This is a genomic window from Saccharibacillus endophyticus (genome assembly GCF_013185185.1).
Classification (GTDB): Bacteria; Bacillota; Bacilli; order Paenibacillales; family Paenibacillaceae; genus Saccharibacillus; species Saccharibacillus endophyticus.
Genome location: NZ_JAAZWE010000001.1, coordinates 1,038,654 through 1,064,575 on the forward strand (window position 1 = coordinate 1,038,654; position 25,922 = coordinate 1,064,575).

The 25,922-nt window shown below is 53.5% G+C and carries 21 protein-coding genes; 6 read left to right on the forward strand and 15 right to left on the reverse strand.

Going from position 1 to position 25,922, the window contains the following annotated elements; genetic code table 11:
* Positions 1–54: 54 nt before the first annotated feature.
* From HRQ63_RS04630 to leuC, 7 genes are all read right to left on the reverse strand, one after another.
* Complete coding sequence (locus tag HRQ63_RS04630; RefSeq protein WP_037293207.1) at positions 55–312, reverse strand: hypothetical protein; 258 nt, start codon at positions 310–312, stop codon at positions 55–57.
* Positions 313–366: 54 nt separating this feature from the next.
* Complete coding sequence (nth, locus tag HRQ63_RS04635; RefSeq protein WP_172239783.1) at positions 367–1,038, reverse strand: endonuclease III; 672 nt, start codon at positions 1,036–1,038, stop codon at positions 367–369.
* 137 nt (positions 1,039–1,175) lie between these two features.
* The gene (locus tag HRQ63_RS04640; RefSeq protein ID WP_172239786.1) at positions 1,176–3,905 is read right to left on the reverse strand and encodes an S-layer homology domain-containing protein; all 2,730 of its coding nucleotides are present in this window, start codon (positions 3,903–3,905) and stop codon (positions 1,176–1,178) included.
* 132 nt (positions 3,906–4,037) lie between these two features.
* Positions 4,038–5,447, reverse strand: a complete 1,410-nt coding sequence (locus HRQ63_RS04645) for an N-acetylmuramoyl-L-alanine amidase (protein ID WP_172239789.1) — start codon at positions 5,445–5,447, stop codon at positions 4,038–4,040.
* 322 nt (positions 5,448–5,769) lie between these two features.
* Complete coding sequence (locus HRQ63_RS04650; protein WP_172239796.1) at positions 5,770–6,159, reverse strand: DUF6037 family protein; 390 nt, start codon at positions 6,157–6,159, stop codon at positions 5,770–5,772.
* Positions 6,160–6,325: 166 nt separating this feature from the next.
* Positions 6,326–6,928, reverse strand: coding sequence for a 3-isopropylmalate dehydratase small subunit (gene leuD, locus HRQ63_RS04655; protein WP_172239802.1), 603 nt, complete (start codon positions 6,926–6,928; stop codon positions 6,326–6,328).
* Between the two features lie 34 nt (positions 6,929–6,962).
* Entirely contained in the window at positions 6,963–8,384 is a 1,422-nt protein-coding gene (gene leuC / locus HRQ63_RS04660) for a 3-isopropylmalate dehydratase large subunit (RefSeq protein ID WP_172239805.1), read from the reverse strand.
* 471 nt (positions 8,385–8,855) lie between these two features.
* Here leuC and HRQ63_RS04665 point away from each other — a divergent pair, with 471 nt between their 5' ends.
* The 4 genes from HRQ63_RS04665 to proC all read left to right on the forward strand — a co-directional run bounded on the left by HRQ63_RS04665 (position 8,856) and on the right by proC (position 13,600).
* Complete coding sequence (locus HRQ63_RS04665) at positions 8,856–9,773, forward strand: LysR family transcriptional regulator (protein WP_172239808.1); 918 nt, start codon at positions 8,856–8,858, stop codon at positions 9,771–9,773.
* A gap of 447 nt (positions 9,774–10,220) precedes the next feature.
* Positions 10,221–11,324 (forward strand): glutamate 5-kinase, encoded by a 1,104-nt coding sequence (proB, locus tag HRQ63_RS04670; RefSeq protein ID WP_172239811.1) that lies wholly within the window; start codon positions 10,221–10,223, stop codon positions 11,322–11,324.
* A 29-nt stretch (positions 11,325–11,353) separates the two neighbouring features.
* On the forward strand, positions 11,354–12,649 hold the full coding sequence (locus HRQ63_RS04675; protein ID WP_172239814.1) for a glutamate-5-semialdehyde dehydrogenase: 1,296 nt from the start codon (positions 11,354–11,356) through the stop codon (positions 12,647–12,649).
* A gap of 72 nt (positions 12,650–12,721) precedes the next feature.
* Positions 12,722–13,600 carry a pyrroline-5-carboxylate reductase gene (gene proC, locus HRQ63_RS04680; RefSeq protein WP_172239817.1) on the forward strand — a complete coding sequence of 293 codons (879 nt, stop codon included), beginning with the start codon at positions 12,722–12,724 and terminating at the stop codon, positions 13,598–13,600.
* 102 nt (positions 13,601–13,702) lie between these two features.
* On the opposite strand, the gene HRQ63_RS04685 is transcribed toward proC, so the two are convergent.
* From HRQ63_RS04685 to HRQ63_RS04710, 6 genes are all read right to left on the reverse strand, one after another.
* Positions 13,703–14,959 (reverse strand): multi-tm2 domain protein, encoded by a 1,257-nt coding sequence (locus HRQ63_RS04685; RefSeq protein WP_172239820.1) that lies wholly within the window; start codon positions 14,957–14,959, stop codon positions 13,703–13,705.
* On the reverse strand, positions 14,940–15,413 hold the full coding sequence (locus HRQ63_RS04690) for a hypothetical protein (RefSeq protein WP_172239823.1): 474 nt from the start codon (positions 15,411–15,413) through the stop codon (positions 14,940–14,942). The genes HRQ63_RS04685 and HRQ63_RS04690 overlap by 20 nt, the downstream gene beginning before the upstream one ends.
* Positions 15,410–16,036, reverse strand: a complete 627-nt coding sequence (locus HRQ63_RS04695) for an RNA polymerase sigma factor (RefSeq protein ID WP_308809906.1) — start codon at positions 16,034–16,036, stop codon at positions 15,410–15,412. The genes HRQ63_RS04690 and HRQ63_RS04695 overlap by 4 nt, the downstream gene beginning before the upstream one ends.
* A 419-nt stretch (positions 16,037–16,455) precedes the next feature.
* Positions 16,456–18,126 (reverse strand): type 2 periplasmic-binding domain-containing protein, encoded by a 1,671-nt coding sequence (locus tag HRQ63_RS04700; protein WP_172239826.1) that lies wholly within the window; start codon positions 18,124–18,126, stop codon positions 16,456–16,458.
* Positions 18,127–18,259: 133 nt separating this feature from the next.
* Positions 18,260–19,867 (reverse strand): response regulator, encoded by a 1,608-nt coding sequence (locus HRQ63_RS04705; protein WP_172239829.1) that lies wholly within the window; start codon positions 19,865–19,867, stop codon positions 18,260–18,262.
* A gap of 15 nt (positions 19,868–19,882) precedes the next feature.
* Positions 19,883–21,652 (reverse strand): sensor histidine kinase, encoded by a 1,770-nt coding sequence (locus HRQ63_RS04710; protein ID WP_229714064.1) that lies wholly within the window; start codon positions 21,650–21,652, stop codon positions 19,883–19,885.
* 248 nt (positions 21,653–21,900) lie between these two features.
* On the opposite strand from HRQ63_RS04710, the gene HRQ63_RS04715 reads away from it, so the two are divergent.
* Positions 21,901–22,758, forward strand: coding sequence for an ABC transporter permease (locus HRQ63_RS04715; RefSeq protein ID WP_229714101.1), 858 nt, complete (start codon positions 21,901–21,903; stop codon positions 22,756–22,758).
* 16 nt (positions 22,759–22,774) lie between these two features.
* Positions 22,775–23,647: a carbohydrate ABC transporter permease gene (locus tag HRQ63_RS04720; protein WP_172239835.1), complete on the forward strand. Its 873-nt coding sequence runs from the start codon at positions 22,775–22,777 to the stop codon at positions 23,645–23,647.
* Between the two features lie 224 nt (positions 23,648–23,871).
* Here HRQ63_RS04720 and HRQ63_RS04725 read toward each other — a convergent pair whose 3' ends face one another.
* Positions 23,872–24,552, reverse strand: coding sequence for a DnaD domain-containing protein (locus HRQ63_RS04725; protein ID WP_172239837.1), 681 nt, complete (start codon positions 24,550–24,552; stop codon positions 23,872–23,874).
* 57 nt (positions 24,553–24,609) lie between these two features.
* On the reverse strand, positions 24,610–25,905 hold the full coding sequence (gene asnS / locus HRQ63_RS04730; protein ID WP_172239840.1) for an asparagine--tRNA ligase: 1,296 nt from the start codon (positions 25,903–25,905) through the stop codon (positions 24,610–24,612).
* Positions 25,906–25,922: the final 17 nt, after the last annotated feature.

Consider the following 25,922-nt stretch of genomic DNA (forward strand, 5'->3'; position numbering starts at 1 on the left):
GTCCACCATATGCTCCTCCAGGTTCAGCGCCGTTTCAACGTTCGCAAGCGAAACTTAAACGGACGGGATGAAAATTTCGAAAATTTTTCCGTGCTGCAAAATCGTGATGTTGCGTTTTTTGTCGCGCATAACCACGACTTCCGGCTTTACCCGCATCTGTTCGATGTATTCTTCCGGAATCTCGGTCACGAGTCCGACCGTTACGCCTTCGATTTCCGTGTCTTCGTTCTCCGGAATATCGCTGACGAGTATTTGCTCGAAGATATCCGAAAATTTCTCGAACTCATTGGTATATACCGTCACGCATTTCATGTTTTCCATCATGTTTTCCATCCTGTCCATCCTCTTTTTGTGTAGTTTTGGTTCTTAAACCGATTTTCGCGTTCTGCGTACCGTTGATGTTTTCATGCGTCTTTTGCCTTCTTTGCATACATCAAGCAGCGGACAAACCTGGCAGTTCGGCGATTGCGCCTTGCAATGATAGCGACCGAAGAAAATAAGACGATGATGCGTAAGGGTCCATTCCTCTCTAGGCACCTTTTTCATCAACTTCTTCTCGACTTCAAGCACGGAATCGTCTTCCGCCGCAAGGCCGAGCCGCTTCGATACGCGCTCGACGTGGGTATCCACCGCAATGGCCGGCATATCGAAAGCGTTCGATACGACGACGTTGGCTGTTTTCCGCCCCACGCCGGGAAGTTTGACCAGCTCGTCGTGGACGCTCGGAACCTCGCCTCCATACTGCTCGATCAACAAATGGCAAAGATTTTGAATATGCTTGGCTTTGTTCCGATACAGTCCGATCCGACGAATATCCTGCTCCAGCTCTTCGCGCGGCACGGCGATGTAATCGGCCGGCGCATGATATTTCCGGAACAGGTCTTTTGTCACTTTGTTAACCGTAACATCCGTACACTGAGCTGACAACAGTACCGCGATCGTCAATTCAAACGCGTTGCCGTAATCCAGCTCGCAACGGGCGTCCGGATACATGCCAGCAATCGTGTCCAGAATATGTCTGACCTTCGCGTTTGTCATGGCTCAATCCTTCTCCCGCGTCGCGATGCACGAAACTTGACCGCAGAAACCCGATCTCAAAGACAAACCGGCCGGTGCGAACGATAAGGTTCGCACCGAGCCGGCCTGACCGTACCCGGCGGCAGCCGGACGGAAATCTATTGCTTCACGAGCTCGTACACGACGTTGTTATTCAGATACAATACGATTTTATCATCTCCGGCGAGCGATTGCACGCTGATATTCGTCGTTCCCTGGTGAATCCAGGCATCCGGAGCCAATTTGAAGGTATTTGCTTCTGATGATCCGGGTGTAATCTTCACGAACACCGTCTGCGTCAAGGCATCGTATTTCCAGAAACTTTTGCTGACGGCTTGGAAGATCGCGAACGACGTGCTGCCGTCCGGTTGAACGATTGCCTGTACGTGCTGGCCGGACGCGAGCGCCCCCAGAGCCGATATAAGCGTTCCGTTTTGAACGACATTCAAAGGTCCTGCCGCGGCCGAATAAGTCCGGGTCGCTCCCGCAGAGGTCTGCAGCGTCACGGTACGGGAGGCCGTATCCACGTTTTGTACCGAACCGATAACGGTATCCGACACCTTTACTTTCGCCACTTCCGATCCGTTGAAAGTGACGTCAACCAGACTCCCCGGGTTCAAGCCCGCATAACCGATCTGCGTACCTTGCGTATTCTGAATCAGTTTGTCGTCTGCATACAGACTTGTTGCAATGCCGCCTTGTTCGACATTTAAACGACTGCTTCCCGGGGTCGTCGAAGCGACACGGAATTGCTTGGTAGTCTGAACAGCCACGGATTGCAATACGATTCGATCGGCGTAAAGGGAAGCCACGACTCGATCGCCCGTTTTGATGTTCGACATGGTCGCATAATTAACTCCGTACACCTGGACGACAGTACCCACTGCACCGTAAGGAAGTTTAACCGTTGTACCGTCGTCAAGTTTTAACGTAAGCGACATGGCTGACGCATTAACCTGTTCAACTGTCCCCTCGTATTTATATACAATCTCCATCGATAATAATCGGCTGTTCACGGCTGTCAAGTTCAAACCGCGTCCTTTGATCAACAACGGCTCAATTCCTTTGAGCGTAGGCGTAGACGAGTTATAAGTCAGTTTGGTTGCGGCATCGAGCGTAAAAGCATAAGGCTTCCCGGCGGAATCAATGACTGCCAATACTCCCGTTGCAGAATCGTAAGAGCTGACGGTCGCCGCCGTAAGTTGAGTGGCTTCACGATCCTGCACGACGATTTGCGTAACTTCGCCGGCGCCGTTCAAGGTTAACGCTACGCGATCTCCCTGAGCCTTGTCGGCGATGAGGTCCGCAAGCGAAGCTGTTTTTCCGTCAATCATCACCGTCGCTTTATCCGCAACCAATTTGACTTCCAATGCTCCCGTATCGGTTTTGTAGGTCAAAGTCGACCCGTCAGCCGATTTTTGATACAACGACGCCGTCACCGTACGCTCCACGCTTTCCGTGACTTCGATCGTACGAATCACGTTGTTTTCGATCGTATACCCGACTTTACTGCCTGCTTTAAGATCGGCCGCGTTCAAAATTTCATTTTGATAGCGAATAATCGTTGCGGAATCCAGCTTATACTGTTCCGAGATCCCTGTCGAAGCGTTAAAAGTTACCATGCCGGAAGCGGTATCGATAGCGGTGATTGTACCCGTATCCTTTTTGCTCACATTGCCGGAAGTCACTTGGACGGTGAGAATTTTGCCTGCGCCGGAATAAGTTTCGCGCAGAATAGAAATGCGGCTGCCTGCGCTGATGCTTTTCGGATCGATTTTATTGCCGTTTTGGTCGAGGAAAACGGTCTCCGCACCATATTCGTATTTCGGGTAATCGCTCTCCGTTCTCAGGAACAACGTATTGGTGCCCGTTACCCGGTCAAACTCGCCCGTGATCGTCTCGACCTGGGCTTTCCCGTCGACGATTTCCACGTAAGCGGCTTGTCCGCCTGTGCCTGCGGCCATGATTTTGGTATACAGCTGCACGGACGAGGCAGGTACCTTCGCGTCGGAGTCGGCAGTAAAATAAGCCGTGCCTGCGCCGAGCGCGTACGTCGCTGTCGTTCCGTTGGCATAAAGCGTCAGGGAGTTGGCCGTTAACCCGGTTACGATCCCTGTCGTCATTCCCGCATATGTAGGCGTGATGTAACTTTCCGCACGGCTGAAGAATGTCGCCATCTGAGCGCGGGTCACCGAACCGGCCGGATTGAACTTATTGTTCTCCACGCCTTGAGCGATGCCGAGCTTAACGGCCGTGCTGACATAGCCCACGCTTTCTTTGGCAATATCCCCGTTGTCCGCAAATGCCGTAGCTTCGGTCGAAGCCAACGCTTCGGACTCTTTGCCGATCGCGCGCACGAGAATTTTGGTTACCCATTCTCGGCTGGCGGCTTGGGAGCCCCAGGCTTTGCCGTCGATATCTTTTTCTTCCGCGGACTTGATCAGACCTTTGTCCAAAGCAAGATCCACGTAAGGCTTGAAGTAGTTGCTCACCGTCAGTCCTTCAGGCAGCACGGCTGCTTCGACGGTTCCCAGCTCGCCTTCTGCTCCGGCAAAACGAATCGCCATCGTAATCCCTTCTTGGCGCGTAATGTTATCGGCTGGCTTGAACTGGCCGTTTTGCCCGAGAACGATCCCCTGTGCCGCCAACTTGTAGATATGCTTTTCCGCCCAGTAGCCGGATTTCACGTCGCTAAAACCTGCTGCGGCCGTTGTCGCTGCCGCGGCCGGCGCCGTCGTTTCGGCCGCCAATGCGAACGAACCCCCGCTCGCTCCCATCATCACGGCCAAAACGGCCGGAACCACCTTTTTCATTTTGAATGTTCCGTTAGTGTATTTAAACTGCCGCATGTCTTTTATCCCCTTTCCTTTCTTCCAAGCGATTAAGCTTTAAACAAAACATTCGCCGCCGGCGCTCTTATTCCTGCCGGCGGCGAATGTATGAAATAATCGTAACTTTTCGGTTTCTAAGCGTCGATCCGTCTACAGTCCCAGATACTCGAGCAATCCTTTGGCGATCGCTTCGGCTACTTTTTGTTGGAAAGCTTCGTTTTTCAGCTGCGCCGCGTCTCCTGCATGGCTCACGAAGCCGATTTCCAGCAGCGCTGCCGGCATGTTCGTTTCGCGAATGACATGGAAGTTGCCGTATTGAACCTTGCGATCCTTGAAGCCCGTAGCTTGAAGAATATACTTGTGCAGGGTCGTTGCCAGGGATTTGCTGCTTTCGCGTTGATAATACGTTTCCGTTCCCGTGGCGGCCGACGAACCGCTGTTGTTGTGAATGGAGATGAACACGTCCGCGTTGACGTTCTTCGCTACGCGTACCCGCTCTTTCAACTCCAGGAATGTATCGTCGCTGCGAGTCATGACGATATCGACGTTGGCGTTCTTTTTCAAAATAGCTTCGACCTTGAGCGCGATGCCCAGATTGATGTCTTTTTCCCGAATGCTGTTGCCGACCGCTCCGGGGTCATGAGCGCCGTGTCCCGCATCGATGACGATGACTTTCTTGCCGTTGCCGCCCACGTTCGTGTTCGGCGCCGTCACTTTGTCCAATGCCACGAATACGGAAGTTCCTTCTTTGGAAAGTTTATACGTATTGGCGCTTTTCAGGTCGATCACGACTTGGACGGTGTTCGGGTTGCTCTTGGGAATGAAATAACGAATCTGCGAAACGTTATCCGCATTGTCCGCCGAGATCGTCCCTACGTCGCCTACGCTCATGCCGCTTCCGATCGCCGGACCGAAGCCCGTATTCGACAACTCCAGCAAAATGCGGTTCGGGCCGGCGAGCACGGAGTCCTTCACCGTTACGCTCTTATCCGCGGTTATCATCAGGCGATTGTCGCTGAAGCTGATGGCTTGAAGCAACGCCATGTTACCGACCGGCGTCGTCACCGGAGTCAGCGTTCCGCTATCGGACGCGCCCGGCGTCGTGGCTCCGACCGATCCTCCCGCCGGATTGCCGGAAGTGAACAGGGAGACCTTTTGCGCCGCGTTGTCCCATTTGACTTGAAGTCCCATTTGCGCGCTTACGAAGCGCAGCGGCACGTAAGTCGTTTGCTTTTGCGCCATGGCCGGCTGGGTCAGGGAAACGAGCGCCCCGTTTACCGAAGCCATGCCCTGGTTAATGGTGAGTACGACGGTATCTGCACCGCTGCCGATGGTGACCTGCTGAGCTGACTGGTTCCATTCGACCTTATAACCCAGTTCTTCGGAAACGACCCGGATCGGAACCATCGTGGTCTGATTGACCGTGAGCACGTCCGCGTTGGCAAGCTCCCGATTATCCAGCACGATTTTGGTTCCGGACGAAGCCGCTTGTCCCGTATGCGGGAGCAAGAACATCAGCATCAGGACTGCCATGACTGTTGTTAACACGTACTTTTTCATTCATCCACCTCTAAATTCTTCGCTTTTTTTCGTCGGACTTGGGTCCTACTCGGGCTTGCTCCCAAACGCCTTTCGAACCATTCCGAACTATTGACATCCCAACAGTTGTTTACGTTAGCTTAGACGCGGACTTTTTTCGAAAGTTGCGGCATTTATTGCATTTTTGTCATCAATCCCATCACAACCGGGACTGTCGACGCTTCCTCGCTCCATGAGAAGCGGATTCTTCGGACCTAACAAATTCCCATTCTTTTTATCGGCATCTCCGGTATGCAAAACGTAGAGTTTGAAAAAAAAACCTGACAGATTTTTTTATCCGGTCTTATCCGCGTAGAACTTCCTGCTCGATCTCCGATTTTTCTTCAAGGACTTGCGTCGGAATGAAATCTGCAAAGCGCTCATAAAGCTCCCGAAAAACCTCGCCCAGATTCTCCGCATACTCAATATCAAAATACCCTCGCATTGCCCTTGCATCCAGCATGAACTGCCGCTTGGTGGCCGGAACCGTCAACCGATCCCGCAGCTTGCCCACTCGTAAAAATTCCAGCTGCATCAGCGCTTCAGGAGGCTTCGGGTCGTCTTTTCCGTAAGGCTTGACCAACACTACATACCGTTGCTTATTGTACTCGAACAGAAAGGAGTCGACCGAACGCTTTTTTTTCTTCATATCCTTTTTCAACTTTTCCAAATTACCGAATAACGACGAACCCATCACTTCCTCCTCTATCCAATCCCCGTTGAAATCTTCACTTATTATAAAACGAAGTGCCGCATTGTTCCAACCCTCCGTTATCCATAAAACTAACGCAAAGCAAAAAAAGCACCGCTCCCTGTCGGGAAGGCGGCGCCTGGGAAATTCAACTTAAAACCATGAACGCTTAAGCGTATGCCCGTTCAGCGCGTTTCGCTTCGTATGCGGAAATCTCATCCTCATGTTGAAGCGTCAGACCGATGTCATCGAGCCCTTGCAGCAGGAACTGGCGGCGGTGCTCATCCAGATCGAATTCGATTCTCAGTCCATGGTCATCCGTCAACACTTTATTGTCCAGATCCACATTCAGGCGGTAGCCTTCATGCTCGGCTGTACGAGCGAACAGATCCTGGACCTGTTCTTCGGACAGTACGATCGGCAGAATGCCGTTTTTGAAGCAGTTGTTGTAGAAAATGTCGGCGAAAGACGGTGCGATCACGCAGCGGAATCCGTAGTCCATAATCGCCCAAGGCGCATGCTCGCGGGACGAACCGCAGCCGAAGTTGGCGCGGGAGATCAACACTTCCGCTCCCGTATAACGCGGCTTGTTCATCTCGAACGAAGGATTCACTTCGCCTGCTTCGTTGAAGCGCCATTCGAAGAAGAGGAACTGGCCGAAGCCGGTCCGTTCGATGCGCTTCAGAAACTGCTTGGGAATGATGGCGTCCGTATCGACGTTAACCCGGTCTACCGGGGCAACGAGTCCGTTTAATTGTTTGAATGCTTCCATGTAAAGTCCCTTCTTTCCGGAGATTGGTCGATGATCAGCTAACGACTTCGGTCTTGAACTGCCAGTCGCGTACGTCCGTGAAACGGCCTTCGATCGCGGCAGCCGCGGCCATTGCCGGCGACACCAGATGCGTACGTCCTCCGCGGCCTTGACGGCCTTCGAAGTTGCGGTTCGATGTCGATGCGCAGCGCTGTCCCGGTTGAAGCACGTCGGGATTCATCGCCAGGCACATGCTGCATCCCGCTTCGCGCCATTCGAAGCCCGCTTCGCGGAAGACGACGTCCAGTCCTTCCTTCTCCGCTTGCAGCTTGACGCGTCCCGAACCCGGAACGACGATCGCGGTAACGTTCTGCGATACTTGGTAACCTTTCGCGATTTCGGCGGCGGCGCGCAGATCCTCGATCCGTCCATTCGTGCAGGAACCGATAAATACATAGTCCACCGGAATGTCGGACATTTTCGTGCCCGGAGCCAGATCCATATACTCCAAAGCTTTCTCTGCAGCACGACGTTCGTTCTCCGTTGCGAAATCAGCCGGATTAGGGACGACCGAGTCGATATCCGTACCCATGCCCGGGCTCGTTCCCCAGGTAACTTGAGGGATCAGGGAATCGACGTCGAAGTCGACAACGCGGTCATAAGTCGCGCCTTCGTCCGTTACGAGATTTTTCCAATCCGCGACGGCCGCCTCGAACGCTTCGCCTTGCGGCGCGTATTCGCGGCCTTGGATATAGTTGAATGTCGTCTCGTCCGGCGCGATCAGACCTGCTCTCGCTCCGCCTTCGATCGACATGTTGCAAACCGTCATACGCTCTTCCATGGTCAGATCGCGGATCGATTCGCCCGTGTACTCCAGAACATATCCTGTAGCGAAGTCCGTGCCGTATTTCGCGATAACGCCCAAGATCATGTCTTTCGCCGTTACGCCCGGTTTACGCTTGCCGATGAAACGAACTTCCATCGTCTTCGACTTTCCTTGCTGCAAGCATTGAGTGGCCAGAACGTGCTCCACTTCGCTCGTGCCGATCCCGAACGACAACGCGCCGAATGCGCCGTGCGTGGACGTATGGCTATCGCCGCAAACAATCGTTTTGCCCGGATGCGTCAGTCCCAGCTCCGGTCCCATGACGTGAACGACGCCTTGATCGATCGTATCGAGGTCAAACAGCTTGACGCCGAAGTCTTTGCAGTTTTGGCTAAGCGTATCGATCTGCTGCTTGGAAATCGGGTCTTTGATGTTAAAACGATCCGTAGTCGGTACGTTGTGGTCCATGGTAGCGAACGTACGGTCCGGACGGCGAACCTGGCGATTGCTCAGGCGCAGACCTTCGAACGCCTGCGGCGACGTCACTTCGTGCACCAGGTGCAAGTCGATATAAATGATGGCCGGCTTGCCTTCTTCTTGATGAATCACGTGATTATCCCAAATTTTCTCGTACATCGTTTTTTTACTCATTGATCTCACCCCGCTGCTGGATTCGAACCGACTGCTCATTTTTCCGTGCCGGTTTTGTTATTGGGTTAAATATAACATGGCGGTGTCTCATTGTTCCAAGATATAATAACTATAATCCTAATAGGTTATACCTATAGACGAACGACTTAAGCGCTTATTACAATAAGAAAAGTGAGGACGGTCCAATGTCGTTAAACATGTCAAAAAAGCCGAACGTAGCTGGAAGCGAGAAGACGGAGAGAGAAATTCAGTGAAATACAGGATTTCGAAGAAAACCTGCGGTAACATTTAAAACTATGTTGACGCCTTTGAACTCGGAAAATTCCTTATTTAAACCTAATCCATTTTTCGAGTGAGACAGCGGATTGAACGAATTTTTCTCGCAGTCTTCTCGCTTCCCCCGCCTACGAGGCTTTTTCGATAGCTTAAACGGCATCAAAACGTCAGAAGAATCTAAGGAGCACGATGAATATGGAATTGAGACAACTTCAATATGCGTTGATGATTGCGGCCGAACGCAATTTTTCCCGCGCGGCAGAGAAACTTCATATTGCCCAGCCTTCGCTGAGCCAGCAGCTGTCCAAGTTGGAAAAAGAACTCGGCGTTTTGCTGTTCCAGCGCAATACGAGCACGGTCGAGCTGACGCACGCGGGACGGGAGTTTATGAAGCGGGCCCAGCGGATCGTGGACGAAATGGACATTTTGTGCGTGGAGATGGAAGACATTTCGCAGCTGCGCAAAGGACGGATTACGGTGGGCAGCATGCCGATCACCGGCTCCCACTTGCTGCCCCATGTGCTTCCGGCGTTCCGCGCGGGCTATCCCGGCATCGATGTCACGCTGTTGGAAGACACGTCGCATAATCTGGAGCGGTTGACGGCGAACGGCAAAACGGACATCAGCCTGCTTTCTCTTCCGTTGACCGAACCGACGCTCGATTACGAGCCGATTGCCGACGAACCGATCGACCTCGCCGTTCCGCCGGGGCATCGTCTGGCTTTGCGCTCCGGGTCCTATCCGCTGGCAGGTGTCGATATGAAGGAACTGGAGCACGAACCGTTCATTATTCTGAAGCAGGGGCAAGGGTTTCGGAAAACGGTGCTTGATCTTTGCCGTCAGGCAGGCTATGAACCGCAAGTCGTATTCGAAAGCAGCAATATGGAGACGCTCCAATCGCTGGTCGCCGCCGGAATGGGCGTGACGCTCGTGCCCCGTTTCGTGGCGAGATCCAAACGAAGCGAACTGCTGCCGGTCTATCTCCCGCTAACCGATCCGGTGCCTTATCGCACGCTGGTCATTGCTTACCGCAAAGGACGTTCGCTATCGAAAGCGGCCGAAGCCTTTATCGATACGCTGCGCGGCACGATGACCGGGTTATCGCGTTCGTGATTTCACGGAACGAAGAGTAATTCTGGACTACGGCGCCGCGACGAATCGGTGACTGCGTAAAATTCCGGCTTTTACAAACGGCTCTCTCCGTGCTATTCTAGGAAAAACCAAAGGTTACACTGCAATGACGGGACCAGTAAGAAAGCGTCCGCCTTCCAGAGAGTAGATTCCGGTGTGATTGATATCAGTCGGCATTCCGATGCCTGCATGTCGATCACCGGCTGCGAGAATTTACGGTCAGGCCCTTTCCCAAACCTATCCCCGAGCGGTCCGGATGTTAAATTTGGACGGTTCCCCTCCGTTAGCGGGGTTGAGTAGGGCGACCCAGGTCGTCAATCAAGGTGGTACCGCGGGAGCGCTTATTCGGCTTTCGTCCTTCGCATAGCTTATAGCCGTGCCGTGGACGAGAGCCTTTTTATTTTGCGCACACAGAAAGAAGGAGATTTCATGTTAAAACGCATCGTAGTCAAAATAGGCAGCAGCTCGCTTACGGGCAGCCAAGGCGGATTGAACCACGACGCGATCGCCTATTTCGCGCGCGAGCTTGCCGAGCTGTACAAACAAGGCTGCCAACCGCTGCTCGTGACCTCGGGTGCCGTAGCCGCGGGCTTCAGCGCGATCGGCTATGCGCAAAGACCGAAGAAGCTGCACGAAAAGCAAGCTTCGGCCGCAGTCGGACAAGCGCTGCTCATGCGTGCTTATCAGGAAGCGTTGGCCGAGTACGGTCACGTGGCGGCGCAAATCCTGCTGACGCGAACCGACTTTCATAGCCGCAAGCGGATCGGCAGTGCCGTCATGACGATCGAAGAATTGCTGGAGCGCGGTATATTGCCGATTTTCAATGAAAATGATACGGTCTCCGTCGATGAGTTGAAATTCGGGGATAACGATACGTTGTCGGCTCTCGTCGCCAATCTGGTCAAAGCCGATCGCTTGGTGATCCTGACCGATATGGACGGACTCTACAGCGCCGATCCCCGTCAAGATCCGCAAGCCGTCAAATATACCGTAATCGACGAAATCGACGACGACATCTATCGGATGGCCGGCGGCGCAGGCAGCAGCGTCGGCACGGGCGGCATGCGCTCGAAGCTGGACGCGGCAAGGATTGCTACCCGCGGCGGCGTACCGGTATTCGTCGGACGAGCCAAGGAAGCCGGCGATCTTCAAGCAGCTGCCGAAGGCGGAGGAAAAGGCACCCATTTTACCACCACACTATCTTCCATGTCGGTCAAAAAACAGTGGCTGGGTTATCTCTCCCGTCCGTTCGGCGCCTTGATTGTGGATGCCGGAGCGCAGCGTGCTTTGACGGAAAACGGCCGGAGCCTGCTGCCTGTCGGCATTACGTCGGTGGAAGGACAGTTTCATGCAGGGGATGTCGTGGAAGTGCGCGGACCGCACGGCGATATCGTCGGACGCGGCGTCGTCAATTACGACATGGAAGATTTGCAGCGGGTCTGCGGCTTGCCGGGACCCCGGGTGTTGGAGACGCTCAATGGATTGCATCGCTTAGAGGCCATCCATCGGGATGAATGGATTTCTTTGCGCTAAAAAATCAGATCTCTAAGGAGGAATATCAGATGAGCCACGTACAAGGAAATGAACAAGTCTTAGCGAACGGTGCAACGCAAAGCGAAGTGCGCACCAAAGCCGCGCTGGCAGGAACTGCCGCTCGTCAAATGGCGACATTGTCGACCGATGCGAAAAATGCAGCTTTATTGGCGATGGCCGATGCGTTGAATACGGAAGCCGCATCCTTGATCGAAGCGAACCGCGAAGACTTGGAGCGCGGGCGCGCAAACGGAACCGGCGAATCGCTGCTTGATCGATTGATGCTGGATGAAGCACGAATCGCCTCGATCGCCGATGCGCTGCGCCTTGTCGCTGATCTGCCTGACCCTACCGGGAAAGTGCTGGAGACCATCGAACGGCCAAACGCGCTGCGAATCGAGAAGGTCAGCGTACCGCTGGGCGTGATCGGCATCGTATACGAAGCCCGTCCGAACGTCACGGTCGATGCGGCGGCACTCTGTCTGAAAACCGGCAATGCCGTCGTCCTGCGCGGCGGATCGGCAGCTTTATCCACGAATAAAAGAATTGCCGAAGTTCTGCGCGCCGCTCTTGCCCGGACTGCTCTTCCTGCGGATGCTCTGCAAGTGATCGAAGATGCTTCACGGTCTTCGGTCGATGAAATGCTGAAATTGAACGGCCTGCTGGACGTCATTATTCCGCGCGGCGGTCGTTCATTAATCGACAATGTCGTGCAGAATGCCACGGTGCCTGTCATTGAGACTGGAGCAGGGGTGTGCCATACGTATATCGATGCTTCCGCGAACGCGACAATGGCCGAAGAGATTGCAATCAATGCCAAAGTGCAGCGTCCGTCCGTCTGCAACTCCATGGAGACGCTGATCGTGCATGAAGACTTTGCCAAGCGCAATCTCCGTGAATTGGCCGACCGCCTTTTGGAGAAGAACGTGGAGCTGCGCGGCGATGAACAAACCGCGTCTCTCGTACCGGAAGCAAAGATTGCAACGGAAGAAGATTACGGCACGGAATACAATGACTATATTCTGAATATTAAGATTGTAAGCGAGTTGGACGAAGCAACCGCTCATATCGCCAAATTCGGTACGAAGCACTCGGAATGTATCGTGACGGAAAACGACGCCAACGCTGTTCGCTTCCTCAATGAAGTCGATGCTGCGGCCGTATATCACAATGCCTCCACCCGCTTCACCGACGGCTTCGAATTCGGCTTCGGCGCCGAGATCGGCATCAGCACGCAAAAGCTGCATGCCCGCGGCCCGATGGGATTGCCTGCTTTGACTTCGTCGAAATACCGGATCTACGGCAGCGGCCAAATTCGCCAGTAATCCAAATCTAACCTTACCTGTATGACAGATAAGTTAGCGGCAAGTTTTTAATTCGGAAAGGATGATTGGGTCATGACTCAAACTCGTATGTTGATTGAAGATCGCGTTTGCTTTTTCGGTGCCGGTTCGATGGCTGAAGCTGTTGCTCGCGGCCTAGTTGCCCGTGCCGTCATCGCTCCCGGCAATATTACGTTCCTGAATCGAAGCGATAAGTCGAAGCTTGAAGACTTGAAGCAACGCTACGGCATTCCGGGCACCAATGATCCTGTTGAAAAAGAACAAGTGCTGCGTACTTCGCCGATCATCATTCTGGCGATGAAGCCGAAAGATGCCGCAGAAGCGCTTGAACAGCTCGGGAAGTTGATCGGACCTCGCACCGTGATCGTGTCCATGATCGCGGGCCTGTCGATTCAAACGCTGCGCAGCCTGCTTGGACGTCCGGAGCAACCGGTCGTTCGCACCATGCCGAATACGTCAAGCGGAATCGGACTGGGCGTTACGGGCGTTAGCTACTCCGAAGGTCTGTCGGATGACCAACGCCGCACGGCTCGCCTGTTGTTCGAATCAGTCGGGATCGTGGTCGAAACGGAAGAAGAAAAAATCGACGCGTTGACCGGCATTTCGGGCAGCGGCCCGGCTTATGTTTACTATATGATGGAAGCTTTGATCGAAGCGGGCACTCGGGGCGGACTGACGCCCGATCAGGCTCGCGATATGACGATTCAAACCGTCTTGGGCGCCGCCCAAATGGTACGTCAAACCGGCGAAGAGCCATCCGAACTGCGCCGAAAAGTCACATCGCCCAACGGCGCGACCCAAGCCGCTATCGCCAAGCTGGACGAGAGCGACTTCTACGGAGCGGTTATTCGCGCCGCTGAGCGCTGCTCCGAACGTTCTGCCGAAATGGGACGCGAACTGGAAGACAAGCTTCCGAAGTCCGATCAAGCTTAAGCAACCGAATGCTAAAAAACCGCGGGTTCTCCAAGATATTCATACGGAGGACTCGCGGTTTTGTTTTTAAAACAAATTCTATTTCATTCAGTACCGGCCTTGTTACGCCTTAGCCCGCTCCGACACGCGCAGCAGCTTAACCCCGCCGCCGATCAGCAGCAGCGCCACCACTACATTACGAATATAAGGCTCTGCTTCATACAGTAGCGAAGCAATCGGCTGCACATGCACGCTGAGCACCGGCATAATGATCGTTTTAAGCACATAATACAGACCCAGTGCGACTAGAAGAACGCCGATCCAGACCCGATTCGCGTCGAAGTTGGCAATCAACGGACGATCGGACAGCGCTTCCTGTCCATAACGTCCGACCTGTTGCAGCGCATCGAAGAAAGCGTAGAACCAGATCAACGGTACGAGGAACAGGAACAGCGACAATCCCAGTATATCGAGAATATAAATACTGCCGAAGAACAAGATCATGAACTGCACGCCGCGCTTCATCAGTCCCAAATACATATGAGACGCGCCCGGCACGACAGCAAGCAGCAAACCCATCGTGCGGCTTTTGCGTCCGCCTTCGCTGCCCATGTCCCACTTGGCGATCAGGGAATAGTCCTGCAATTTCTCCCCGCGACGCTTCCTTTCAGCCAACTGAACCGCGTCGAACATCCCGTACACCCAAATAATCGGCAGCACTCCCAGGAATAACAAGAACGATTCGTCTCCCGTAAACCCGGTAATAAAGACCAATACGGTGGTCAGACCGAAGAAAGCCGCCAGGAACGAGACACCCCGTTGAATCAGTCCCATATACAAATGGCCAAGACCCGGCATGAAGCTGAGCAGGATGGTGAGGAATCGCTGAGAATCCGAAAAGTATTCCGGCTCGCGCAGCATATGTCCTTGCCCGATCGGCGGATAAGGCGGATAGTCCGGCATTTCGTCCGAACCGAACTCCATATGCGGCGGAACGCCTTCTTCCATACGCACTCTTCCGGCTCTGTATGAAGCTTCATCCGCATATTCCCCGTAATAGCCCTGTGCCTGCGGCGGTACATGATCCGGTCCGTAGTAAGCGTCTCTCGTCTGCCGGGATTCGCGTTTCGGCGAATGGTTCAGCACCGTACCGAGCAGATCGAACATGCTGATGCACCAGATCATGAAGGACAGCCCGAAAGCAATCCCTAGCGGCGTATGGTCATACGAATCGATAGAGGCCAGGCCTCCGATTCCCAAAATGCCGAGCGGAATCAGAAAGTAAAAGAAACTCCGAATTTTTCGCCCCCAATATAAATGCCCCAGTCCCGGTATGATATTCAGCATAAGCGCCGCAAATTTACTCCGTTGTCGATTCATGCTTGTTTTCTCCTTTCGCTTTGAGACCGCCGAACCAACCCGAAGCTCCGTCCGCCAACATTTGGCTGTACGAAATTTTCCCTGCTTCGCCGGCGGCACGCTGCGCTTGCTCGCCTAACTTGTCGAACGCGCCCGTGAAGGTCAGCAGCAATGCTGCCGCTGCCGCCACCGTATACAGCACGATCGGTTCTGTCCACTTCCGACCGAAGCGGCTTTTTCCGGCAGCCGACGGTTGTTCCGGAATCGCAATCATGACCCGCTCGATAAACGCGGTCTCGTCTGCCTGATCCGGCAGCTCGCCGCCTACGTTTTCAAGAGCGGCCATATAATGTTCGAACGCCAACTCGTCACCTTCATTCAGCAAACGTTCCAGGTTGTCTCGCGTGACTTCGGGCAATGTTCCTTTAACGTACATCGTCCATTCTTTCGGCCCGTAACGCACGATTCCACTCATCGCCATTCCTCCTCCCGCCAGTGCTGCCGTATCCACATTCGAGCCCGATACAATTTGGACTCGACGGTCTTGACCGTAACGTGCATCTCCGCCGAGATTTCTTCGTAATTTTTGCCTTGAAAATAAAACGCTTCGATCACATCGCGATGTCCTTGCGGCATTTCCGCCATTCTTTTTCGCATCTCGTCCGATTGCTCTTCCCGCAGCATTCGGGCCAGCGGCGCTTCGTCCCCCGACACGACTTTAAGCAGCGCCGGTTCGGAGTCGTACAAATCTTCGCGTCGCCGGTTCTGTTTGCGCTTGAAGTCGATCGCCTTGTTCATCGCGATTCGCGAGATCCACGTCTTGAATCCTTGGGAACGGTAGTCGGGGAGCGATTTATGAATTTGGATGAACACTTCCTGCGCGGCGTCTTCGGCATCCTTCTCGCTGCGCAGTACCGAGAAAGCAATGCGGAATACATGCTGCCTGTAGGCGTCGACGAGCTCGCGAAACGCGTCGCGTTCGCCGCGCAGTATGCGTCTGATTAATTCCTGTTCGTCAATCGGGCTCCCCCCCTTTCCAGCCGAATAGACGCGTGTATGCGTTTTGACCCCTGCATCTTTTCGAAAAAAAATCAGAATATGAGGATAACGGAGATTTGATTGTTTTTATTGTACAGGTTTCTGTTGCTTGTTAGAAATTGAAATGATAAAAAAGACCGAAAGATTCGGTCTTCCGGAGGAAGTTCCTGTTCGTTGGGGAAGCGCGGGCGGCTGCGGGAGAAATTGCCAGCATATGCTTCCGAAGTGCATTTCTTCGAAATGCTTTACAAGGCGCTGTCTCACTCGAAAAGCCTGATTAAAATTTTAAAGGAATGTTTTCGAGTTCAAAGGCGCCTTTCACTGAATTTCTCCCTCCGCCTGCTCGCTTTTCTCGGTATCAAAACTTTTGGGAATGTAAAAGACGGGGAATCCCGGATTCGATTCCCCGTCTTACACGATTCTATTCAAAACCTGGTATCCCTATGAATCATGGAGTTCGGCTTATTGCTTTCTTCCGATCATTGGCCGGATACGGACTTGTACCAGTCGTTGACTTCTTGCGTGATTTGCTCGCCGCCGTTGGATTTCCAGCTGGCTACGAATTCGTCGAAAGCGTCGACGGGAAGTTGGCCGTAGATGATTTTGTTGAACGTCTCCATTTCGGATTGGCGCAGCAGGTTCCATTTGGAAATCATGGTCGGCGTTGCGGCGCCGGTGAAGTAGTTTTGCCTGCGCACTTCTTGTTGGGACATGACCACTTTCGCGGCGTACCAGTTTTCCGGTTTGCGGAATTCGGCCATTTGTTTTTCGTACGGCGTGGTCGGTTCTTCGCCGTCCGCCAGCTTGACCAGCGTTTTCATGTACAGATCCGGAATACGCGCCGGTCCTGTCAGGAACGGGAACTCGTTGGAGAAGTTCGGAATTTTGTCTTTGTCGCTGGTCGGCGTGCCGTCGATCACGTCCCAGTCGTAGCCTTTGGCGAAGCCGTATTCGTACTCGCTGCCTGCTTCCGGGTTAGCCAGGTTGTCCAGCAGGTAATTGTAGTACAGGAAAATGGCTTCCGGGTGCTCGGCGTCTTTGTTGATCATGATACTGGCATTGACGCCGGAATTTTGCCATTTGGTGCCGATCAGACCGTCAGGTCCGGCCGGAACCGGATAAGCTTTGATTTTGGAGCCTTCCACGTTTTTGAGCAGATCGGGAGCCGGCCAGTCCGGAACCCAGTTGGCGCCGGGCAGGATGCCCGCGGTGCCTTTGGTCCAACTCTCCGCCGCTTTCGATTCGTCCCACAGCGCGGAGTCGGCATGGATATATCCTTTTTCCATCCACTCCTGGAGCTTGGCAAGCGCCTGCTTGGCGCCCGGATTGACGGAACCGTACTCCAGATTGCCGTCGGCGTCTTTGTTCCACTGCTCTTCGATCGTGCCGTACGCGCCGAATAACCAGTCCAGCGATCCCATCCACGTATTCGTGTTGTTTTTCAGCGTGATCGCGAGCGGGAACACTTCTTCAGGTGCAAGGCCGTCCGGATTCTCGTTCTTGAATTTGTCCATGATGACTTCCAGATCGGCGATGGTCTTCGGCGCTTCGAGATTCAGCTCCTCCATCCAATCTTCGCGCAGCCACAGTTCGGTATCGTCGTTATCCGTGTATTCGAGGATCGGCATATTGTACTTCTTGCCGTCCTTGGTAAACGGATACCACAATTCCGGATGCTCGGCCGAGTGATCCTTGAGGATCTGGTTGGCATACTTATCGAACAGCTCGTCGATCGGCATGAACTGTCCCGATTCGATCAGTTGGTTCGTCAGCACCGGATTAGTCGGAACCGGCACGAAGTCAGGCAGTTTCTCGCCGGAAGCGACAGCGAGCTGAAGCTTTTGTTTGTACTGATCGTCGTTGGCCGGGTACCAGGTGTCTTTGTGTTTGATTCCCAGCGTCTCCAACATCCAGCGGTCATGGACGTTGTTTTCTTTCGTATCGCCTTGGACGTATTTCTTCGGCATGAGCACGGTGCTGATTTCGATCGGCGGATCGTATTTCCCCGCCGCGAAAGCCGCTGTCGCCGTTTCCGATTCGACTGCCGCGCCGTCCGTTTTTGCGTCTCCGTCCGATGCTCCGCTGCAAGCGCTGACGGTGAACAGACTTGCTACCGCAAGGATTTTCCAAGCATTACGGATCTTTTTCATTGCGTTATCCCCCCCGTTGTTTGGTCAATCTATACCTTACATGCCTACTGTATCAACTTTTACGGGAGGGCATCTATATGAGTTTGTTAGGCGGAATAGGACTTTATTAGGCCGTTTGCGTGCCGGTCCTTATTTATTTCCCGCTGTCCCGATACTCTTGCGGCGTCACGCCGAAGTGCCGTTTGAACACTTTGATAAAATATGCCGGGTCCATGTAACCGATCTCCAAGCCGACTTCGTACACTTTTTTATCCGTCGATTTCAGTTTTTGGGAAGCTCGTTCCATCCGCAGGTTCGCTACGTAATCGCTGATGCCTTCGCCCGTCTCGATCTTGTAGATTTTGGACAAATGCGTCGGATGCAGATTCACGTGATCGGCCAATGCGCGCAGCGAGACGTCCAGATGCAGATTTTTATCGGCAAAAGCCTGAACCTTGCGCACGTAAGACGAACGATTATCTTTCACTTCGTTCGACGTGCCTTCCTTCAACAGACGAAGCGCGGCAATCGACCATTTTCTGAGCCGGGCAATCGAAGAAAAAGCTTCGCCTCGCTGCAGCGGTTCGATCTCGTTTCCCAGCAAACTTTCAAGCGTACGCCCGCCCCGATGCGCCAAATTGGTATACGAAGCCGCGATCAAAAATCCGGTTTCCATGCAATGCTCCCACGATTCGGACCAATGGGAGTCCAGCTCGTCGCATACGCCGTTCAACTTTTCTTCCGCCTCGTCCCAACGTCCGGCTTCAAGCAGCGTTTCCAACGAGGGGGAAAGGTAGAGCGACCGCAGCGCCCCTTGTTCGGCCGGCCCTGCCGGCTCGCTTAGACGCATCACGAACTCCCGCTCGTCTCCGACGATTTGCCTGAAATAAGCAGTCGCCCGGCTGAACGCGTCAGGCAGTTCTTCAGGAAAGCGAAACGGATCGGTCATCACGATCGACAGCGATCCTTTCAAAAACTGCTTGACCTTCGCCTGAAGCCCGGTCGCCAGCTTTTCCAGCAATCCTTCGCGTACCGGAGGAGCCTGGGGCTTGAATTGCAGCAGAAATGCCAAATATCCATGCTCCTCCTTCACTCCCCAGACCTCCAGAAACTCGCCCATCACTTCTTCGGCCATGTTGATAATCGCATACTCGATCAGCGGCTGGCCATTGTTGCGATATTTGCCGAACTCCTCTTCCATCCGCACCAACAACAGCGCGCAGCTTCCGACGGTAAAAGGCAGTCCGTAGCTGGTCAGCTTGCGCTCCCACTCGTCGGTCGACATCTTTTGCCCATCCAGCGCGTCAAGCAGCAAACGTCCGCGCAGCAGCGGCAAATTTTCGCGCAGCGCATAGGTTGTCCGCTCCAGCGAACTGACTATTTCCCAGTCGGCATTCAGCTGTTCCACCGCAGAACCTACGGCACCCAACAGCTCGGCATCGCTCGGCGGCTTCAGCAAATAATCGACCGCGCTGTGCCGAATCGCCTGTTTGGCGTATTCAAAGTCCGAGTGACCGGATAGCATGATGCATTTGATCTTTCGGTCTCTTTCCCGGATGATTTCGATCAATTCGATCCCGGTCATCTCCGGCATCAGAATATCCGAGATGACGATATCGATCGGGTGGGTATCGATCAGTTCCAGTGCTTCCCGGGCGGAATACGCTTTATGCACCTGCTCGATTCCCAGCGTGTGCCACGGTTTGTTCATCGACAGATTGTCGACCCAGTGAACTTCGTCGTCGACGATCAGTAGCTGCATCTTTCTTCTCTCCTTTTAAAAAAATTCGCTTTCCCAGAAAATCTCCGTCCGAAATCCCCCGGCGGGCGATGGACCGAAACGCAATCCGGATCGGCTGCCGAATTGGTGAATCAAACGCTGGTGCGTATTCCACAACCCGCAGCCCATCTCTTCTTGCAGCTCCTCGTTCATTTTATGATTTAACGCTTCATACTGCTCCGGCGTCAAACCCGGTCCGTCATCGTCGATGATAATCACGCAGAACCCGTCCGAGCACTCTCCCCGGATAAGGATTTCGCCTGAGGCATACGATTTGGCGACGCCGTGAATCACCGCATTTTCCACGATCGGCTGGATCATCAACCTCGGAATCTCTTGACTGCGCACTTCGTCCGAAATATCGATGCGGTAGTCGATTCGACCGTTGCGAAGCTTCTGGATATCGAGATAATTGACAAGCAATCGCACCTCTTCTTCAAGAGGCGCCATTTCTTTTTCCATACGCGTGGTGTACCGATAGTAAGCGCTTAAGTTAAAGGCCATCGATACCACCGCGTCTTCTTCTTTCATCTGCGCCATATTGATGATGTAGCCGAGGCAATTGTACAAAAAGTGGGGATTGATCTGGGCCTGAAGCTGCTTGAGCGTCGCTTCCCTGGCCCGGATTTTTTCGTTGAACACATTCTCGATCAGCTCTTCGGTACGGCGCGACATCTCGTTGAAGCGTTCGAACACAAACGAGAACTCGTTGCGGCTGCGCGCATGCAAGCGAACGGAATAATCGCCGCGCTGCACGCGCAATAATCCATTCATCAATTTTCGGATCGGACGCTGCACGTTGCGGTAGAGCAGCAGCGACGCGGAGATGCCGAGCACGAACAGCAGCGCGATCGACAGGTAAAAAAGGTTCCGGCTGAACGCGATCGGACCCAGCACCTGTCCCAGCGGCACGACGTCGATCAACTGACCCTCCAAATACGCGGAACCGACGGAACTGACCAAATAATCCTGTCCTTCAAGTTTCACAATCCGCTGAGCGGTCCGATCGATCGGATTCGTATCCAAATAGCCGACAAGAGCTTTTGACAGCTGCGGATCCGCCGTACGGTTCAAGATTGGCAGATCTCCTTTTCGATAGTAAAACGGGTCTCCCTTGCCGTCTGCTTTGTACGTATCCAGCATATTCCGAATATTGTCCGAGCTGAAGCTGGCTTCGACCACCAGGCTGCTGCCCGTAAGCAGTCCCTGCTCACCGAGCGAATCGGTATAAAACCAGTAAAAATACGACGGCGCGCCGCTATTCTCCTCATCGCCGTAGCTCCATCTGGTGCTCATATTCCGTTTCAAATAATCTTCGTCGTACCCTCCGCCGCGCGAATAATTGGAGATGACTTCGTGATTTTGCTGGGAATGCAGCGTGTATCGCGAAGGCCAAATATCCGTAACCCCCGATTGCAGCACCATCTTTTCCTGCACGGCATAACGGGTCTGCATCCGATCATACGCGTCTCCCCATAAGTTCAAACCGTTGAAATCCTGCACGTTCGGGTCTTTGGAAAAGGTTAAGCTAAAGTCCATCATCTGGCTGACCCTCGAATCGATCTGTCCGGAAAGGAACGTCAGCTGCCGTGCGCTCGACGATTGCAGTTCGCCGCTGACCACGTGGAAAGTGACGTCGTTCGAATACGTATACGCCAGCACGATCGGAAGAATCAAAATGAGAATCAGACTGTTCATTTTGGCAAATAAACTAATATGTCCGCGAATATTCCAACGGCTGCCCATTTTTTCGGATACGGACTGCATATGACGCTCCCCCAATCATTAGGCCTAATAAAACCATATCGATCCTAACATTGTTATATAGTCAGCCCAAAGAGCCGCTTGATACTATTTATATATAGCAGAGAAGGTTCAGAAGCAAGATACTTATCATTCACATTCGAAAGCGGGGGTACGCGATGGAAGCCAATCTAAGCGAGCAGGCTAAAGATTCGACGGTGCGGCGCAGCAAAAGAAAAAAAGGTCGCGGGCAGCCATGGATTCTGCATTTCATGGTGCTTCCGGCGGCCGTCATGGTCTTTATTTTTTCCTATATTCCGATGTCCGGCATCGTGATGGCTTTTCAGGATTACAAGCCTGCGCTCGGGTTTGCGGAATCGCCTTGGGTCGGACTGAAGCACTTTCAATACATGTGGGAAAACGACTACTTCCTGAAGATTACCGGCAATACGCTATTCTTCGCCTGTACCAAAATCATCATGAATCTGATCGTGCCGTTCGTGTTCGCGCTGCTGCTGAACGAGGTTCGGAAAATGGCGTTGAAGCGCTCGATCCAGACGCTCGTTTATTTGCCGCATTTCCTGTCCTGGGTAACGCTGTCCGGCATTCTGATCGACATGTTGGCTCAGACCGGATTGATCAACCAATTCATCGTCTACCTGTTGGGGACCAAACCGATTTTTTTCCTGGGCGACGGCAATTGGTTCCGCTTCACGGTTATTGTCAGCGACGTATGGAAAGAATTCGGCTTCAACACGATCATTTTCCTGGCGGCTTTATCGGGCATTAACCCTGCGCTGTACGAAGCGGCCGAAGTGGACGGCGCGACGCGCTGGAAACAAACGCTGCATATCACGATGCCTTCGCTGGTGCCGATCACGATCGTTATCGCGACGCTTGCGCTCGGCAACGTGCTGAACGCCAACTTCGACCAAATCTTCAACCTGTACAGCCCGCTTATTTATCAGCAAGGCGATATCATCGATACGTTCGTGTATCGGGAAGGCTTGCTCAGCGGACAGTTCAGCTTCGCCACGGCAGTCAACCTGTTCAAGTCGGTCATCAGCTTGATCCTGATCGCGGTCTCGTACCGTCTGGCTTACCGGTTTGCCGGGTATCGGATATTCTAGAAAGGGGGCCGCATCCATGTATCACAAAACGTTATCGTATCGAATCTTCAGCATCTGCAACAATATATTTTTGACCGTAATCTCGATCGCCTGCCTGCTGCCGCTGCTGCACCTGCTTATGGTGTCGCTCAGCTCGACCGCTCCCGCCAATGCCGGATTGGTCACGTTTTGGCCGATCGGGTTCACGTTCGAAGCGTATGCCAAGACGTTCGACAATGCCAACTTCCTCGCCTCGCTCTGGGTGTCCGTGGAACGCACGGTGCTCGGAACGGCGCTGGCGCTGGTGGTGAACACGACGGCCGCTTACGCCTTGTCAAAGGAAACGCATGTCTTCCGTGCCCGTAACGTGTACCTTTGGTATTTCGTGGTGACGATGCTGTTCAGCGGCGGACTGATTCCCGGTTATATTCTGGTCTTGAAATTGGGCCTGATGAATACGCTGTGGGCGCTGATTCTTCCGGGGCTGGTTGCGGTGTTCAATATCATTTTGCTGCTCAACTTTTTCCGCGGCGTGCCGAAAGATCTGGAAGAAGCCGCGTTTATCGACGGTGCGGGACATCTGCGGACGTTCTTTAGCATCTACCTGCCTCTGTCTCTGCCTGTAATCGCGACCGTATCGCTGTTTATGATGGTCGGCCACTGGAATTCTTATTTCGACGGCATCATTTATATCCGCGATACGGAAAAACTGCCGTTGGCCAGTTTCATGCAGACGATTATCGTACAAGCCGACATGTCCAAACTCGACCCGGAAGCCGTCGCCAATCTGTCCCAACGGACGATTCGCGCTTCGCAGATCTTTATCAGCGCGCTGCCGATTTTGCTGGTGTATCCTTTTTTGCAGCGGTACTTTGTCACTGGGATCGTAGTGGGCGCGGTGAAAGAATAGAAAAAGAAAAAGACGCTCTCCGAATTAATGGAGAGCGTCTTGCTTTTTGTTTTAAAAGATCCGATCGGTGAAGCTTTAGCGGAGGGAGAAATTCAGTTTAAGACGCCTTTGAACTCGGAAAAATTCCACTAAAAATTCTAATCGATTTTTCCGGGTGAGACAGCGACTTAAACGAATTTCTCCCGCAGCGCCCCGGCTTCCCAACGAACAGGATCTGCCGCCGTTTATCGTTGGCCGCGGAATTTTTGGGAATACGCGCGGACGTCTTCGGGCGTACGGACGCGGTTGCGGCTCCATTCGAGCAGGATTCGGTCGATATAGCGGAAATGCAGTTTGCCCGCGAATACCGCTTCTTTCAGAGCCAACAAAATCAGCTCTTCGGGGTATCGATCCTGGTCGATCCAGACGGAGATCGTTTCGCATTCCATCGGAGACAGCGGACGGGCGAATTCTTGTTCGAAAATGCGGAACAAGTTATCGACCGTCTCGGCTTCTTCTTCGGGAACGGCCGGGCGTTCGGTGCGGCGCTGGTTGCGTCGCTCTTCGGCCAGGCAGCCTGCGATGCGTTCGTACAGTCCTGCCAGATTGTAACGTTCGTAGCGAATGCCGGAAGGCGTGTCTTCGTCTTCATGGATGGCCAAGAAACCGTCCTTGATCAGACGTTGAAGCTTGCCGGCGAGTTCGCCCGTTGCAAGTCCGGTACGCTCTTCCAATTCTTCGAGCGTCGGGAAGTCGTTCAACTCGGCTTGGCGGAAGCCGATAAGCTGGATTAGCAGCATCGTTTCCTCCAAGCTGAGGTCCATCTTGCGATAAAAACGCAGCAGGGCGTGAGGAATATGAACCTGCGGCGATTCCATCGCATGGGAGACGCCCATGGCCCAGGTTTTCCAGGCTTCGTCATTCACCCGCTTGTTCCTCCTTCCGCCTGCTTGATCTACTCTTCGCAGCATGCGTAAAGCGCCTTACGGATACAGACGGTACAACATGCGCGGGAACGGAATCGTCTCGCGAACGTGATCGAGGCCGCAGATCCAAGCAACCGTACGCTCCAAGCCCAGACCGAAGCCGGAGTGCGGAACCGATCCGTATTTACGCAGGTCCATATACCATTTGTAAGCATCGGATGTCAGGTTGTGCTCGGCAAAACGCTCTTCCATCAGCTGCGGGTCGTCGATACGCTGCGATCCGCCGATGATTTCGCCGTAACCTTCCGGCGCGATCATGTCCGCGCACAATACGACTTCCGGGCGATTCGGATCCGGCTTCATGTAGAAGGCCTTGATCTCTGCCGGATAATGCGTGATGAAGACCGGCTTGTCGTAGTGGTTCGCGATAGCCGTCTCGTGCGGCGCGCCGAAGTCTTCGCCCCAAGGCACTTCGAAGCCGTTGTTGTTCAGGAACTCGATCGCTTCATCGTACGTGATACGCGGGAACGAACCCGTGATTTGTTCCAGCTTGGTCACGTCGCGTTCCAGCGTTTCCAGTTCCGCTTTGCAGTTCGTCAGAACGGACTGCACGACATGGCTTACGAATTGCTCTTGGATTTCCAGACTTTCTTCCAAGTCCACAAAAGCCATTTCCGGCTCGATCATCCAGAACTCGATCAAGTGGCGACGGGTTTTGGATTTTTCGGCGCGGAAAGTCGGACCGAACGAGTAAACTTTTCCGAGTGCCATTGCGGCAGCTTCCATATAGAGCTGTCCGCTTTGCGTCAGATAAGCATCTTCGTCGAAGTATTTGATATGGAACAATTCCGTCGTGCCTTCCGCCGAAGACGGCGTCAAGATCGGAGGGTCCATCAAAGTAAAGCCTCTTGTGTCGAAGAACTCGCGAACGGCACGCACGATTTGCGCACGTACGATCATCACGGCGCGCTGCTTCGTTGAACGCAGCCACAGATGGCGATGATCCATCAGGAAGTCTACGCCGTGCTCCTTCGGCGTGATCGGGTAATCTTCCGTGATATGCAGCACTTCGATTCCGGTTACGGTCATTTCATAACCCGATTTGCTGCGCGGCTCCTCGCGGATAATGCCGGTCACGTAGAGCGAGCTTTCCTGGGTCAGGCTTTTCGCGTCGTTCCAGATTTCTTCCGAAACTTCGCTTTTTACGACAACGCCCTGGATATATCCGGTGCCGTCGCGCAGTTGCAAGAACTGGATTTTGCCGCTCGAACGTTTATTGTTTACCCAGCAGCCGATTCTGACGGTCTCGCCTACGTGGGCGCTAACGCCGCGAATGTCTGTTTTGGTGGACATGGAAGTCATTCCTCTCC